This is a genomic window from Clostridium ganghwense (assembly GCF_026735165.1).
In the GTDB taxonomy this organism is placed as follows: Bacteria; Bacillota; Clostridia; order Clostridiales; family Clostridiaceae; genus Clostridium_H; species Clostridium_H ganghwense.
The window spans coordinates 444,309-458,409 of record NZ_JAPQES010000004.1 but is presented as its reverse complement, the minus strand read 5'-3'; the positions used below and the strand labels follow the sequence as shown (position 1 = coordinate 458,409).

15 protein-coding genes, 1 tRNA gene and 1 rRNA gene are annotated in these 14,101 nt (G+C 30.7%); 16 read left to right on the top strand and 1 reads right to left on the bottom strand.

Translation table 11 applies throughout. The features are described from left to right. Positions 1 to 14: 14 nt before the first annotated feature. From rrf to fusA, 3 genes are all read left to right on the top strand, one after another. Positions 15 to 131: ribosomal RNA gene (gene rrf / locus OXH55_RS13455) — 5S ribosomal RNA — on the top strand. 6 nt (positions 132 to 137) lie between these two features. After that, positions 138 to 212, top strand: a tRNA-Asn gene (locus OXH55_RS13450). A 269-nt stretch (positions 213 to 481) separates the two neighbouring features. Then, positions 482 to 2,554 (top strand): elongation factor G, encoded by a 2,073-nt coding sequence (gene fusA / locus OXH55_RS13445; protein WP_268050492.1) that lies wholly within the window; start codon positions 482 to 484, stop codon positions 2,552 to 2,554. Between the two features lie 51 nt (positions 2,555 to 2,605). Here the strand turns inward: fusA and rbr are convergent, their stop codons facing one another. Next, on the bottom strand, positions 2,606 to 3,190 hold the full coding sequence (rbr, locus tag OXH55_RS13440; RefSeq protein WP_268050491.1) for a rubrerythrin: 585 nt from the start codon (positions 3,188 to 3,190) through the stop codon (positions 2,606 to 2,608). Positions 3,191 to 3,601: 411 nt separating this feature from the next. Here rbr and OXH55_RS13435 point away from each other — a divergent pair, with 411 nt between their 5' ends. The 13 genes from OXH55_RS13435 to OXH55_RS13375 all read left to right on the top strand — a co-directional run bounded on the left by OXH55_RS13435 (position 3,602) and on the right by OXH55_RS13375 (position 14,093). Beyond that, positions 3,602 to 3,811 carry a hypothetical protein gene (locus OXH55_RS13435; RefSeq protein ID WP_268050490.1) on the top strand — a complete coding sequence of 70 codons (210 nt, stop codon included), beginning with the start codon at positions 3,602 to 3,604 and terminating at the stop codon, positions 3,809 to 3,811. Positions 3,812 to 3,967: 156 nt separating this feature from the next. Beyond that, complete coding sequence (locus OXH55_RS13430) at positions 3,968 to 5,233, top strand: ATP phosphoribosyltransferase regulatory subunit (RefSeq protein WP_268050489.1); 1,266 nt, start codon at positions 3,968 to 3,970, stop codon at positions 5,231 to 5,233. Between the two features lie 27 nt (positions 5,234 to 5,260). Continuing rightward, positions 5,261 to 5,899, top strand: coding sequence for an ATP phosphoribosyltransferase (gene hisG, locus OXH55_RS13425; protein WP_418921841.1), 639 nt, complete (start codon positions 5,261 to 5,263; stop codon positions 5,897 to 5,899). Between the two features lie 56 nt (positions 5,900 to 5,955). Next, a complete protein-coding gene (hisD, locus tag OXH55_RS13420) occupies positions 5,956 to 7,248 on the top strand; it encodes a histidinol dehydrogenase (RefSeq protein WP_268050487.1) in 1,293 nt (430 codons plus the stop codon). Next, complete coding sequence (gene hisC, locus OXH55_RS13415) at positions 7,248 to 8,300, top strand: histidinol-phosphate transaminase (RefSeq protein WP_268050486.1); 1,053 nt, start codon at positions 7,248 to 7,250, stop codon at positions 8,298 to 8,300. The genes hisD and hisC overlap by 1 nt, the downstream gene beginning before the upstream one ends. A gap of 5 nt (positions 8,301 to 8,305) precedes the next feature. Next, positions 8,306 to 8,893 carry an imidazoleglycerol-phosphate dehydratase HisB gene (hisB, locus tag OXH55_RS13410; protein ID WP_268050485.1) on the top strand — a complete coding sequence of 196 codons (588 nt, stop codon included), beginning with the start codon at positions 8,306 to 8,308 and terminating at the stop codon, positions 8,891 to 8,893. A gap of 63 nt (positions 8,894 to 8,956) precedes the next feature. Further along, a complete protein-coding gene (hisH, locus tag OXH55_RS13405) occupies positions 8,957 to 9,562 on the top strand; it encodes an imidazole glycerol phosphate synthase subunit HisH (RefSeq protein ID WP_268050484.1) in 606 nt (201 codons plus the stop codon). Beyond that, positions 9,559 to 10,275, top strand: a complete 717-nt coding sequence (hisA, locus tag OXH55_RS13400; RefSeq protein ID WP_268050483.1) for a 1-(5-phosphoribosyl)-5-[(5-phosphoribosylamino)methylideneamino]imidazole-4-carboxamide isomerase — start codon at positions 9,559 to 9,561, stop codon at positions 10,273 to 10,275. Before hisH ends, hisA begins: the two co-directional genes overlap by 4 nt. Before the next feature lie 11 nt (positions 10,276 to 10,286). Next, positions 10,287 to 11,048, top strand: coding sequence for an imidazole glycerol phosphate synthase subunit HisF (gene hisF, locus OXH55_RS13395; protein WP_268050482.1), 762 nt, complete (start codon positions 10,287 to 10,289; stop codon positions 11,046 to 11,048). 33 nt (positions 11,049 to 11,081) lie between these two features. Beyond that, positions 11,082 to 11,426: a phosphoribosyl-AMP cyclohydrolase gene (gene hisI, locus OXH55_RS13390; RefSeq protein ID WP_268050481.1), complete on the top strand. Its 345-nt coding sequence runs from the start codon at positions 11,082 to 11,084 to the stop codon at positions 11,424 to 11,426. 3 nt (positions 11,427 to 11,429) lie between these two features. Further along, the gene (gene hisE / locus OXH55_RS13385; RefSeq protein WP_268050480.1) at positions 11,430 to 11,762 is read left to right on the top strand and encodes a phosphoribosyl-ATP diphosphatase; all 333 of its coding nucleotides are present in this window, start codon (positions 11,430 to 11,432) and stop codon (positions 11,760 to 11,762) included. Between the two features lie 185 nt (positions 11,763 to 11,947). After that, positions 11,948 to 12,628 carry a GntR family transcriptional regulator gene (locus OXH55_RS13380; protein WP_268050479.1) on the top strand — a complete coding sequence of 227 codons (681 nt, stop codon included), beginning with the start codon at positions 11,948 to 11,950 and terminating at the stop codon, positions 12,626 to 12,628. Between the two features lie 340 nt (positions 12,629 to 12,968). Then, positions 12,969 to 14,093, top strand: coding sequence for a mandelate racemase/muconate lactonizing enzyme family protein (locus OXH55_RS13375; RefSeq protein WP_268050478.1), 1,125 nt, complete (start codon positions 12,969 to 12,971; stop codon positions 14,091 to 14,093). The last annotated feature ends 8 nt before the right edge of the window (positions 14,094 to 14,101 follow it).

Below are 14,101 nucleotides of genomic sequence, written 5' to 3'. Positions count from 1 at the left end.
CAAGAACTATAGCATCTGGTGGTTATGGCTTGAAGGTAACACCCGTTCCCATACCGAACACGAAGGTTAAGCTTCAAAGCGCCGATGGTACTGCACTGGAGACGGTGTGGAAGAGTAGGTCGCCGCCAGGTAAATATTCCGCGATAGCTCAACGGTGGAGCACTCGGCTGTTAACCGATAGGTTGAAGGTTCGAATCCTTTTCGCGGAGCCATTTTTATTTTTTGAGTAAATTATTGGATTATTAAATATTGAATAATAAAAAAATCACCTTGTACTTATTTAAAGTACAAGGTGATTTTTTATTTGCATGAATAAGATTGGTAGTATATGAGTAATATATACATATGAGATAAAAATAGCTGGTTAAGTCAAATAATTCTGAATATTTAGCTTAATCAAGAGGAATTTTAAATTTAAAATAGAATATATTTATTAACCAATAAAAACCAATAAAGTTATACAAAATAAGGGGGAATTATTATGAAAAAATACAGGACCCAAAATTTAAGAAACATAGGCTTTATAGGACATAGTGGTGCAGGAAAAACTACACTTACAGAGGCATTATTGTATTATACAAAGAATAGTGACAGATTTGGAAAAGTTGAAGAAGGAACTACAATTAGTGATTACGATTCAGAAGAAAAGAAGAGAAAAATTTCTATATCTACAACAATATTACCGTGTGAATGGAATGACATAAAAATTAATATGGTTGATATACCTGGATATTTTGATTTTATAGGAGAAATGGTTGAGGGATTAAGTGCAGTTGATATGTCAATAATTGCCGTATCAGGAAAATCAGGAATACAAGTTGGTACAGAAAAAGCATGGAAATATGTAAATGAACATAATATGCCTAAGGCATTTTTTATAAATAAATTAGATAGAGAAAATAGTAATTTTGATAAAGTATTATCGCAATTGAAAGAGCAATTTGGAATTTCAGTAGTACCGATTCAATATCCTATAGGGAAAGAAAATGATTTCCGAGGAGTAGTAAATGTTATTTCTAAGAAAGCAAGAATATTCAATCCTAAAACTCATCAAATGGAAGAAGATGAAATTCCAAAAGAGTTATTAGAAAAAGTTGATGAGTGTAAAAATATGATAATGGAGGCTGTTGCAGAAACTGATGAAGTTCTATTAGAAAAATATTTTGCAGATGGTGAATTAGGTGATGAGGAAATATATGAAGGATTAATAAGAGGAGCAGAAGAAGGTGATATTGCACCTGTAATGTGTGGTTCTGCTTACCTTGGAATAGGTTTAGAAACATTTTTAGAAGATATATTAGAATGTTTCCCATCACCAAATGATGCAAAGCCTATAAAAGCTATAGATTTACAAAACAAAAAAGAAATAGAATTAAAGGTAGATGAAAAATCTAAGTTTTCAGCTTTTGTATTTAAAACAGTAGCTGATCCTTTTGTTGGTAAGTTATCTATGTTTAGGGTTATGACAGGAAAGATTAAAGCTGATAGTGTAATATATAATGCTAACAAAGAAAAACAAGAGAAAATTGGTTCAATGTATTTCTTAAAGGGTAAGGAACAAATATCTACTTCAGAAATAGTAGCAGGAGATATTGGTGCTGTTTCAAAATTACAATATACTTGCACAGGTGATACATTGTGTGAGATGTCAGCTCCTGTAGCTTTCGAAGAAATTAAATTTCCAAAGCCTTCAATGTCCATGGCGGTAGTTACTAAATCAAAAGGAGATGAGGATAAAATATCTTCAGGATTAAGTAAACTTTTAGATGAAGATCCTACTTTTAAAGTTAATAGGGATAAGGAAAATGCTGATACTATTATTTCAGGAATGGGTGCTACACATCTCGAAATAATTGCAAATAAATTAAAAAATAAATTTGGTGTTGAAGTAGCACTTCAGATTCCCAAAGTACCTTATAGAGAAACAATAAAAAAACAATCAGATGTTCAAGGGAAGCATAAAAAACAAAGTGGAGGACATGGTCAATACGGAGATGTAAAAATAAAGTTTGAGCCAAGAAATGATGGAGAAAATGATTTACTTTTTGTAGATAAAATAGTTGGAGGGGTTGTACCTAGACAATATATACCAGCGGTAGAAAAAGGATTAAGAGAATGTATGCATCATGGGGTTTTAGCTGGATATCCAGTTATAGGACTAAAGGCAACACTTCATGATGGGTCATATCATCCAGTAGATTCTTCAGAAATGGCTTTTAAGGTGGCAGCTTCCTTGGCATTTAAAAAGGGAATGGAAATGGCTGAGTCCGTTTTATTAGAACCAATTATGCATGTTGAAATACAAATTCCTGATGAGTATATGGGGGATATAATAGGAGATATAAATAAAAAGAGAGGTAGAGTTCTAGGAATGGAACCAGTTAAGGATGGTCAAAATGTTATAGCAGAAGTTCCAATGGTAGAAATGTTTAAATATGCTACAGATTTAAAATCAATGACTGGTGCTAGAGGTAGTTTTGAAATGAGAGTTGAAAGGTATGAAGAAGTACCTCCTAACGAAGCTCAAAAAATAATTAGTGAAGTTAACAAATAAAATTTAGTTATAATAAAAAACTCTGACTTTTTAAAAAGTCAGAGTTTTTTATTAATAATTTTCAATAAATAATTCAAAGTAGCTTTGAGGATGAGCACAGGCAGGACAAACTTTAGGAGCTTCAGTTCCTTCATGGATATATCCACAGTTGCCACATTTCCATAAAGTTTTAGCTTCTTTTTTGAATACACTATCATTTTCTATGTTTTCTAGTAGTTTTTTATATCTTAATTCATGTCTTTCTTCTACTTTAGCAATATTTATAAATACAGCAGCTATTTCTGAAAAACCTTCTTGTTCGGCAATCTTTGCAAATGCTGGATATAAGTCTGTCCATTCTTCATTTTCACCACCAGCAGCAGCACGTAAATTGGACTTTGTATCACCAAGTTGAACTGGATATGAAGCTGTAATTTCTAATGCTTCCCCATTTAAATCTTCCTTTAAAAATTTAAAAAATCTTTTAGCATGTTCCTTTTCATTTCTGGCTGTTTCAGAAAAAATATCGGATATTTGAACATAACCATCTTTTTTTGCTTGAGATGCATAATAATCATATCTAGTTCTTGCTTGACATTCCCCAGCAAAAGCTTTCATTAGGTTTTTAGCAGTTTTGGTATTTTTTAAACTTTTCATTTTATATTTCCTCCAATCTATATAGTAATATTTCCTCCAATCTATATAGTAATATTTACCAATAGTGTAACATTAATAGTTTGAAATATCAATTATTAAAAATGTTATTTAATTAATTATAATTATTGTTTAATAGAAGTCTATGTATACTAATGAATATTTTAAGCAAAAGTGCAAAAAATAAATATAAATAAACCGAAAGGGAGGTTATTATGTCAGAGTACCACTTAGATATTGTGGAGGATATTAATTTAAGTGATTATAGTAAAATACATGATTATCTAGGAATAGTAGGGTTAGATGACACATTCACAATAACATTAAGTAATAAAAGCATAAAAAATTCAGACATTATATACAACATGTTAGAAGATAACAATTTTATTATTAACTCTAAAGGAGGAAAGGAAAATGGCAAATTATGCATCTCAGCCTCAAGACACAAAAGGTAGTTCAATAAATATTCCTCACTTTTATCAAAATGAGGAAGCAAATGCAGTACAATATGGAGAGACTTTACAAGAAAATGCTGGACAGATTCCAACCCTTCATTCGGTTGCTCAAACTTATGAACAAAACCAAAAATTAAAGGAAATATTTAATGATAATGTATTAAAGTAAAAAAATATATATAACAAAAAGAAAATAAAGTCCTATAAATTTTATTAGGATTTTATTTTCTTTTTATGTTGACAATAGTAATAAGCGAATGATATTATTTATATAAATAATTTAATGAATTAAAGTGTTAAATCAATGAAGTGAAGGGTGTATGCGATGAGTAAATGGAAGAGATATATACCAGAAGGAATGAAAGATATATTATTTGATGAATGCAGTACTAAATTATTTATAGAAGAAAAGCTAAGAAAAATTTATAAATTTAGTGGATTTTCAGAAATAATTTCTCCTACTTTAGAGTTTTATGATGTTTTTAATTCTGAAAATCAGCCTATTTCTCAAGAAAAAATGTATAAACTATTTGATAATACAGGAAGAATATTAGTGTTACGACCAGATATGACAACTCCAATAGCTAGGATCACATCAACAAAAATCAAAGATACGACTTACCCATTAAAACTTTCTTATACTTCAAATATTTTTAGAATTAATGAAAATTTGAACGGAAAAATGAGCGAAATTACTCAATCAGGAGTAGAAATTATAGGAACTAATAATCTAAAGGCTGATGCTGAAATCATAATAACGGCAATAAAATCCCTTAAAGAGTTAGGAATTAAAAATTTTAAAGTAGAGTTAGGGCAAGCAAATTTTTTCAAAGCTCTAATAGAAGAAATACAGATAAATGATGAAGAGGCGGAAAAGCTTAGAAGATTAATTGAAAACAAGAATTATATTTCACTTGGCAATTTTTTAAGAGATAAAGAAGCTTATGTTTATAAAGAAAATATAGATATTTTAGAAAAGCTTCCACAATTATTTGGAGACATAAATATTATTAATAAGGCAAGAAGTCTTACTAGAAATTGTAAAGCATTAGAAGCGTTAGACAATATTTATGATATCTATAAAATTATTGAGAAAATAGGACTAAGCTCGTATATATCAATTGACTTAGGAATGGTTCAGAATATTGATTATTATACGGGTATAATTTTTAAAGCTTATGTAGATGAAGTTGGAGAATACATCTTAAGTGGTGGTAGATATGATAATTTGATAGAAGAATTTGGCCCTAAGCTTCCAGCTACAGGTTTTGCTATCAATGTTGATAACACAATGGTAGCACTTAAAAAGCAAGGTAAATTTAAGATAAGGGCTTATAAAAAGGTTTTGATATTCTATAGAGAAAATTTTTTACAAGATGCTTATAAATTGATGGATATTATTCATAGTAAAAACATGATATGTCAACTTAGTTTATATAAAGATGAAGAAGAATCTTTAGAATATGCAAGAAATAGTGAAATGGATAAGATGATAAGTATTATTGATGAAAAAAATATAAAAGTTTTTAGAGTAGACACAGGTGAATATATGATAGTAGGGTTTGAGAAGTTTATTAAGATGCTTAATTAGGGCTTAATAAAAAGCGGGGTGTGTGATGTGAAGAATATAAAGATAGCATTGACAAAGGGAAGATTGGAGAAGGCTGCAGTTAAAATCTTTGAATCCATGGGTGTAGATACAAAAGAACTTGAAGATAAAGGTAGAAAGCTTATTTTTCATTGTGAAAATGATTTATATAATATAGACTTTTTCCTTGTGAAGGCACCTGATGTTACAACCTATGTAGAGTATGGGGCTGCTGATATTGGTATTGTAGGAAAGGATACTTTACTTGAAAAAAATAAAGAATTTTATGAGGTGCTAGATTTAGAAATTGGTAAATGCAGATTTGCTCTTGCAGCTCTTAAAGGCTTTAAAATGGATGAAGGATATAGTAGAAAGAAAATAGCAACAAAATATCCTAATGTAGCAAGAGAATTTTTTAGAAGAAAAGAGCAGGATATTGAACTTATAAAAATAGAAGGTTCAGTAGAATTGGCACCTATAGTAGGACTTGCAGATGCTATAGTTGATATTGTTGAAACTGGGTCAACACTAAAAGAAAATGGATTAGTTATTATAGAAGAAATATGTGATATAAGTGCAAGAATGATAGTAAATAAAGCAAGTATGAAAACTAAAAGAGAAGAGGTTATGAAAATAATAGAGGAAACTAGCAAAATTATTAACAAGTAAATTTAAGTTATGAACTTATAAATTAGAAGGAAAAGCTAAAAAGGGGTGCTATTGAAATGATTGATATAGTTAGATTAGATGAGAATAATAAAAGCTATTATGTTGAAAACTTAAAAAATAGAGCAGAAGCTGTTCAAAGAGATGTTATTATCTCAGTAGAAAATATATTAGATGATGTAAGGCAAAATGGGGACATTGCTTTAATTAAATATACTAATAAGTTTGATAGTGAAAATATTAATTCACAAAATGTCAAAGTAACTGTGGATGAAATTAAAAAAGCATATGAAGTTGTGGATAAAAAATTTATAGATGCTATTAAGTTAGCTAAAGAAAATATATGGTTTTACCATGAAAAGCAGAAGCAAAAGGCATGGATGACAACAAAGGAGGATGGAATAATTCTTGGACAACAAGTAAGAGCATTAGAAAGTGTAGGAATTTATGTGCCAGGGGGAACGGCTGCATATCCTTCGTCTGTACTTATGAATACAATTCCAGCAAAAGTAGCGGGAGTTAGGAAAGTTGTAATGGTAACCCCTCCTTCAGAGGATGGAAGTATAAATCCTAATATTTTAGTGGCAGCAGATATAGCTAAAGTTGATGAGATTTATAAAGCAGGAGGAGCACAGGCAGTTGCTGCACTTGCATATGGGACAGAATCTATTCCTAAAGTTGATAAGATTGTAGGACCTGGAAACATATATGTAGCAATGGCAAAGAGAAGTGTTTATGGATTTGTTGATATAGATATGATAGCAGGACCATCTGAAATATTAGTTATAGCAGATAAAACAGGAGATGCAAAATATATTGCAGCAGATTTAATGTCACAAGCAGAGCATGATATTCTTGCCTCTTCTATTCTAGTTACTACATCTCAAGAGCTTGCGAAGAAGGTTAAAGAGGAACTAGAAAAACAAGTACAGTGCTTAGAGAGAAAAGATATTATATTATCATCTTTAAAGAACTATGGAGGTATTATAGTTGTAGATAATATAAAAGAAGCAATAGAAATGGCAAATATTATAGCACCGGAACATCTTGAAGTCATGGTAGATGAACCATTTTTATTATTAGGAGAAATTAAAAATGCTGGTTCAATATTCTTAGGAAAATATTCACCAGAACCTCTCGGAGATTACATTGCAGGGCCAAATCATGTTTTGCCAACAAGCGGAAGCGCTAAATTTTTCTCACCATTATCAGTAGATGATTATATAAAAAAATCTAGCTTTATATATTACTCACAACAAGGCTTAGCTAAAGTTAAAGATGAAGTTGTTACAATTGCAGAAACAGAAGGTCTTACAGCACATGCAAATTCAATTAAAGTGAGGTTTCAATAATGATTCAAAGCTTATTTAGAGAAGATATTAAAGACTTTATACCTTATGAAGTGGGAGAACAAAATTATAAGGTTAGATTAGATGCAAATGAAAGCTTTATAGGTTTTAGTGAAGAATTAAAAAATAAGATATGTTTAGCGGTAAGAAATATTGATTTTAATAGATATCCTGATCCAGATTCTAAGAAATTATGTAGTTTTTATAGTGATTATTGTGGTGTAAGTAAAGAGTATATGATGGCGGGAAATGGTTCAGATGAACTTATACAAATTATAGTAAATGCATTTTTAAATAAGGATGATAAGATAGCTGTAATAAATCCAGATTTTACAATGTATAAGGTTTATACAGAGGTTAGAGGAGGAAAAGTTATAACTCTATCTTCAAATGAAAATTTTAATTTAGATGTAGATTCTATAATTGAAAAAGTTAATAATAAAAAACCAAAGATTTTGATACTTTCAAATCCTAATAATCCTACTGGGGCAGTAATACCTAAAAAAGATATATTGAAAATAGTAGAAAAGTGCAAATGTATAGTTGTTATAGATGAAGCTTATGTTGATTTCTATGGAAAGACAGTAATAGATCAAATATCAAACTATGAAAATTTAATAGTTTTAAGAACTTGTTCCAAAGCATTAGGAAGTGCTGCACTTAGACTTGGTTTTTTAATAACAAATAAGCTTTTGTTGAAAGAGATAAAAAAGGTTAAACCACCTTTTAATGTTAACTCTGTAAGTCAGACTATTGGAGAAGTTATTTTAAAGAATAAAAAATATATAAAGGAATGTATTAATAGAATTATTCAAGAAAGAGACTATCTTTATGAAGTGCTGAGTAAAATTGACGGATTAAAGGTTTATCCTACAGAAGCTAACTTTGTTTTATTTGAAAGTGAAAATGCTGAAGAGATAAATAGATATTTACTAGAGAAAGGGATAAAAATTAGAAAGTTTAAAGATGGACGACTAAAGAATTGTTTAAGAATAACAGCAGGTACTAGAGAAGAGAATAGAGTTGTGATTAAAGAAATAGAAGAAAGAGGGTAAGTAAGGTGAAGAGGGAGGCAAAGGTAGTTCGAAGAACTGGGGAAACAGATATAGAAATAAGCTTATGTTTAGATGGTGAAGGAAATTATGATATTAGTACAGGAATAGGCTTTTTTGATCATATGCTAAATTTAATGACAAAACACGGACTACTTGATATTGCAGTAAAAGCTCAAGGAGATTTAGAAGTAGATGCTCACCATACAGTAGAAGATGTAGGAATAGTATTAGGTCAGTGTATGAATAAAGCTTTAGGAGAGAAAAAAGGCATAAAGAGGTATGGAACTTCCTTTGTACCTATGGATGAAACTTTAGCTTCCGTATCTTTAGATATTAGTGGAAGACCTTATATTGTGTGTAAATGTGAATTTACTGTGGATAAAGTAGGAAAGATGGATACGGAACTTGTGGAAGAATTTTTAAGGGCTTTTGCTTTTAATGCTGGTATAACTCTTCATGCAAGAATTATATACGGTAAGAATAATCACCATATGATAGAAGCTGTATTTAAAGCATTGGGCAGAGCAATTAGAGAAGCTGTAGGTATTGATGAAAGGATAAGCGGTGTTATGTCTACGAAAGGACTACTTTAGCACAATAATGGTCAGTAAATGAAAGCTGATGGATAAGTGCTAATGTTGAAAGGATGAGATTATATGATTGCAATTGTAGACTATGGAATGGGGAATTTGAAAAGTGTGGAAAATGCTTTAGATTTACTAGAGTTTAATTCAATTATAACATCAGATAGAGAGACTATATTAAATAGTGACGGAATTATACTTCCAGGGGTAGGAGCTTTTCCAGATGCTATAGATAATATTAAAGAAGCAGGTTTAGATAAAGTATTAATACAAGCAGTTGAAAAAGAAAAACCCTTACTTGGAATTTGTCTTGGTATGCAGCTATTATTTGAAGAAAGTGATGAAGGAAGATTGAGTAAGGGACTTGGATTTTTAAAGGGAAGAGTTGAAAAATTAAATGTGGATTTAAAGATACCTCATATGGGATGGAATAGTTTGAAGAGTGAAAAAGAAAGCCCTATACTAAATGGAATTGAAGAAGGAAGTTATGTATATTTTGTTCATTCATACTATGCTGTAACAGGAGAAGAAGGAATATTGAATGCTTATGCAGATTATGGAGTTAAAGTTCCAGGGGTTGTTAGCAAAAGAAATGTGTATGGTATGCAATTTCATCCAGAAAAGAGTGGTGACGTGGGATTAAAAATGCTAAAGAATTTTGGGGAGATGATAAAATGATAATTTTACCTGCCATAGATTTAAGAGACGGAAAATGTGTAAGACTGTATAAAGGAGATTTTAATAAGTCACAAGTTGTGGCAGAAAGTGCTGTAGATACTGCTAGAAGTTTTAAAGAAGCAGGAGCAGAATATATTCACATGGTAGATTTAGATGGAGCACTTAAAGGAAAAGGAGTAAATATAGATATAGTTTCAAAGGTTATAGAAGAAGTAAAAGTACCAGTTGAGCTTGGGGGAGGAGTAAGAGATTTACAAACGATAGGTTATCTCATAGAAAAAGGGATAGATAGAGTAATCCTAGGTACAGCAGCATTAAATAATCCAGAGTTTGTTAAAGAGGCTGTAAAAAAGTACAGTGAAAAAATTGCAGTAGGCATAGATGCTAAAAATGGATATGTTGCAGTAGATGGATGGCTTAATGTAAGTGAAGTTAATTATATAGATTTTGCGATGAAGATGGAGGATATAGGAGTTAAAAATATTATATTTACAGATATAAGTCGTGATGGAACACTAAAAGGACCTAATTTAGATGCGCTTAGAAAACTGAAAGAAAGAGTAACATGTGATATTACAGCTTCAGGTGGAATTAAAGATATTGATGATGTAAAAAAGATTAAAGAGCTGAATTTATATGGTGTTATTATTGGAAAGGCAATTTATTCTAAGACTATAGATTTAAAAGAAACAGTAGATTTGAGTAAAGAATAAGAGGTGATAATATGCTCACTAAAAGAATAATTCCTTGTCTGGATGTAGATATGGGCAGGGTAGTTAAAGGAGTTAATTTTATAAATCTAAAAGATGTAGGAGATCCTGTTGAAATAGCTGAATTTTATAATAAAGAAGGAGCAGATGAACTAGTTTTTCTAGACATTACTGCTACTCATGAAGGAAGAGCTACAATGATAGATGTAGTTAGAAGAACAGCAGAAAAAGTATTTATACCTCTTACAGTAGGTGGCGGAATTAAGACTCTTGATGATTTTAAGGAAATATTAAGGGCTGGAGCTGATAAAGTATCGGTTAATTCAGCAGCTATAAGAGAGCCTAAATTAGTAAAAAAAGCAGCAGAGAAGTTTGGGAATCAATGTGTGGTAGTTGCTATTGATGGAAAAAGAAGAGAAGATGGATCGGGGTGGAATGTATATATAAATGGAGGAAGAATTGATACAGGACTGGATGCTTTAGAATGGGCTAGGAAAGTAAAAGCTTTAGGTGCAGGAGAAATATTGTTAACTAGTATGAATGCAGATGGAACAAAAAAGGGATATGATATTGAGTTTACACAAGCTGTGTGTAAAGCTGTGGATATTCCTGTAATAGCATCAGGGGGCTGTGGAAAAATAGAGCACTTTGCAGAAGTGTTCAAGAAAAGTGAAGCAGATGCCGCACTTGCAGCTAGTCTTTTCCATTTTAAAGAGCTTACGATAAGAGAAGTTAAGAATTATCTACGGAAAAAAGGAATAGAAGTTAGAATTTAAAGAAGTTTATTAAGGTAATTAGGTGGTGAATTCATGAATAAGGAAGAACTTATTAAGAAAGTGAACTTTGATAAAGGTAATGGTTTAGTTCCTACTATTGTACAAGATTATGAAAATGGAGAAGTACTTATGATGGCTTATATGAATGAGCAATCTCTTAAAAGAACAATAGAGAGTGGAACTACATGGTTTTGGAGTAGATCAAGAAATGAGTTTTGGAACAAAGGTGCTACTTCAGGACATTTTCAATTTGTTAAGAGTATAAGTATAGACTGTGATTGTGATACTTTACTAATTAAAGTTAATCAAATAGGAGCGGCATGCCATACGGGAAATAGAAGCTGCTTTTATAGAAAAATAGAAATTAAAGGAGAATAGTATATGAGTAGAGTGGATGTTATTAAAGAGCTGTATTGTGTTATACAGGATAGAAAAGAAAATCCTGTTGAAGGTTCTTATACTAATTATTTATTCGAAAAAGGTTTAGATAAAATCTTGAAAAAAGTTGGAGAAGAGAGTACAGAAGTTATTATAGCAGCTAAAAACAAAGATAATGAAGAAATTACTAATGAGATTTGTGATTTGACATATCACCTTTTAGTTCTTATGGCTCAAAATGGAGTTAGTATAGAAAAAGTAAGAGAAGAGCTTGAAAAAAGAAGAGAAAAGATAGGCAACAAAAAGAAAGAGAGAAGAGAGATTGAACAGTTATAGGAGATGCTTATGTATCTCTTTTTTATTTGAGGAAATAATATTTTATTTTATGGTTATATTTACAGTATAACAAAGGGTATTATATACTAGATTATGTTGATATATTACAAATATATCACAAGCTATAGTAGCAAATGTTAGTTAGAGAATTTATAATAAATACAAAGATAGAAAGGAAAATATAAATGAAATTTGAAGGTAAAAAAAATACAGAAAGTCTTTCAGATATAGCATATAAAAAGTTAGAAACGATGATTATAACTCTTCAATTAAAACCGGGAAGTTTATGGTCTGAAAAAGAACTTAGTGAGCTATTGGGAATAGGAAGAATGCCAGTAAGAGAAGCGATTAAAAAACTAGATGCAGCTCATTTAGTTACTATAATGCCTCGAAGAGGAATAATGATAACAGAGTTTAAAGCGGAAGACTTCTTTCTACAGATAGAGGTATGTAGATTACTTGAAAGATTAATAGCTACTCGTGCAGCTAAATTTGCAACACCAGATGAAAGAACCAGATTTTTAGAATTAGCTGATGAATACGAAAAAGCTACTATTGAAAATAATGAGATGGAAGCAATTAAAATAGATAATGAATTTAATGAATTAGTGGCAGACGCAGGTCGTAATCCATATGCATCTAGTGCTGTTGCACCATTACATGCGTTGGCTAGAAGATTGTATTATATGCAATATAAAGCAGATACGGAGCTTACTAAGGATATAAATTATGCGCATTGTGATCTGATGAGAGCAATAGCATCTGGAAATGAAGAATTAGCAGCAGAAAAATCTGATTATTTGATAGATTGTGTTACAAAGCTTAATAGATTAAAGTTCGATGTATATTTTCAAGGAAAAATGTAAACATACATTCTAGTTAGAATTTTATATATAAATAAAGGTATTGTAGATATAATTTCTTACAATACTTTTATTTTTTATAAAAGTGATAAATTTATAAGGTATTTTCAAATAATATATAATAAAATTAAATTTTAAGAAAGCAAAAAAATTACAAAATGTGTTGAATAAAGGTGGAGTTGAGGTTATAATATACCCATGATATACAACTGATATATCAGTTGTATATCAACAAAGTGTTTGGAGGAAGTTTGAAGTTTGAAGTTTATTATTAATATATTTTATTTTAATGATATGTAAAGGTTTACTATATTTTTAAATATGTAAAAAGAGGTGGGGAAATATGAAACCATTAGAAATATCTAAAATTGAGGTTTTTATTACTGGAGATGAAAAACAGGAGAGACCTAGATGGGCAAAATACTTGGAGGAAATTTTTACAACTAACACTATTGTAAGGATTACTACAAAAGATGGCTATATAGGAATTGGTGGAACAATAACTTATACAGAAAATCATTTTGATAAATCAATTGGTGAAACTATAAGATTATATGTTCCTAATTTAATTGGAAAGTCAGCTCTTAATACTGAAAAAATATGGAGTTGGATGAGTAAAAGACCAACTGTAATTGCAAAGCCTGCTATGTCAGTAATTGATATTGCTCTTTGGGATTTAAGAGCTAAGTATGCAGGAATGCCTTTATATCAGATGCTAGGAGGAGCTAGGGATAAGATTTTATCATATGCTTCCACACCACTTTTAGATTCAAATCAAGAGTATATGGAATTTATCGATAGATGCATTGCTGAGGGATTCAGAGCTATTAAGATTCATCCATATGCAGTATTCAAGGATGACTATCCACTTGTTAAGGAGATTCAAAAAAAATACAGAGATTCTGGAATTAGGTTCAGCTTCGATCCTGATCAGCAGTATAGCAGAGAAGAAGCTTATAAAATGGCTAAGCTTTTAGAAGAATATGATTGGGATTGGTTTGAAGCTCCTTTACCTGATACAGATTTAGAAGGATATGTAAACTTAAAGAAAAAAACCAATATACCTATATCATGTGGTGGAAACCATTATTTATCACTTGCTGAAATACAACACGGAATTAAACTAGGAGCTTGGACGGATATTAGAGTAGATACTACTGTTTGTGGAGGAATAACTCCAATGAGAAAGCTTGTTGCACTTGCTGAAGCAAATAATATGAGAATAGAAATTCAGTCATGGGGAATGACTCTTACTCAAGCAGCGAACCTTCATATTATGCTTTCTACAAATGCTTGTACTTATTTTGAACAAGCGTATCCTTATAAACCTTTTGAAGTAGGGGCTTTAGATGTGATTAGAACGGATGAAAATGGATATGTACATGCACCAGAAGGGAACGGATTAGGTGTGAGAATGGATTGGGATGCTATAGAGAACATTACAATAGAAAAATTTGAGTATAAATAGAATTATGG

Coding starts and splice junctions, on each gene's coding strand:
- fusA (WP_268050492.1), top strand. CDS start 482: ATGAAAAAATACAGGACCCAAAATTTAAGAAACATAGGCTTTATAGGA.
- rbr (WP_268050491.1), bottom strand. CDS start 3,190: ATGAAAAGTTTAAAAAATACCAAAACTGCTAAAAACCTAATGAAAGCT.
- OXH55_RS13435 (WP_268050490.1), top strand. CDS start 3,602: ATGGCAAATTATGCATCTCAGCCTCAAGACACAAAAGGTAGTTCAATA.
- OXH55_RS13430 (WP_268050489.1), top strand. CDS start 3,968: ATGAGTAAATGGAAGAGATATATACCAGAAGGAATGAAAGATATATTA.
- hisD (WP_268050487.1), top strand. CDS start 5,956: ATGATTGATATAGTTAGATTAGATGAGAATAATAAAAGCTATTATGTT.
- hisC (WP_268050486.1), top strand. CDS start 7,248: ATGATTCAAAGCTTATTTAGAGAAGATATTAAAGACTTTATACCTTAT.
- hisH (WP_268050484.1), top strand. CDS start 8,957: ATGATTGCAATTGTAGACTATGGAATGGGGAATTTGAAAAGTGTGGAA.
- hisA (WP_268050483.1), top strand. CDS start 9,559: ATGATAATTTTACCTGCCATAGATTTAAGAGACGGAAAATGTGTAAGA.
- hisF (WP_268050482.1), top strand. CDS start 10,287: ATGCTCACTAAAAGAATAATTCCTTGTCTGGATGTAGATATGGGCAGG.
- hisI (WP_268050481.1), top strand. CDS start 11,082: ATGAATAAGGAAGAACTTATTAAGAAAGTGAACTTTGATAAAGGTAAT.
- hisE (WP_268050480.1), top strand. CDS start 11,430: ATGAGTAGAGTGGATGTTATTAAAGAGCTGTATTGTGTTATACAGGAT.
- OXH55_RS13380 (WP_268050479.1), top strand. CDS start 11,948: ATGAAATTTGAAGGTAAAAAAAATACAGAAAGTCTTTCAGATATAGCA.
- OXH55_RS13375 (WP_268050478.1), top strand. CDS start 12,969: ATGAAACCATTAGAAATATCTAAAATTGAGGTTTTTATTACTGGAGAT.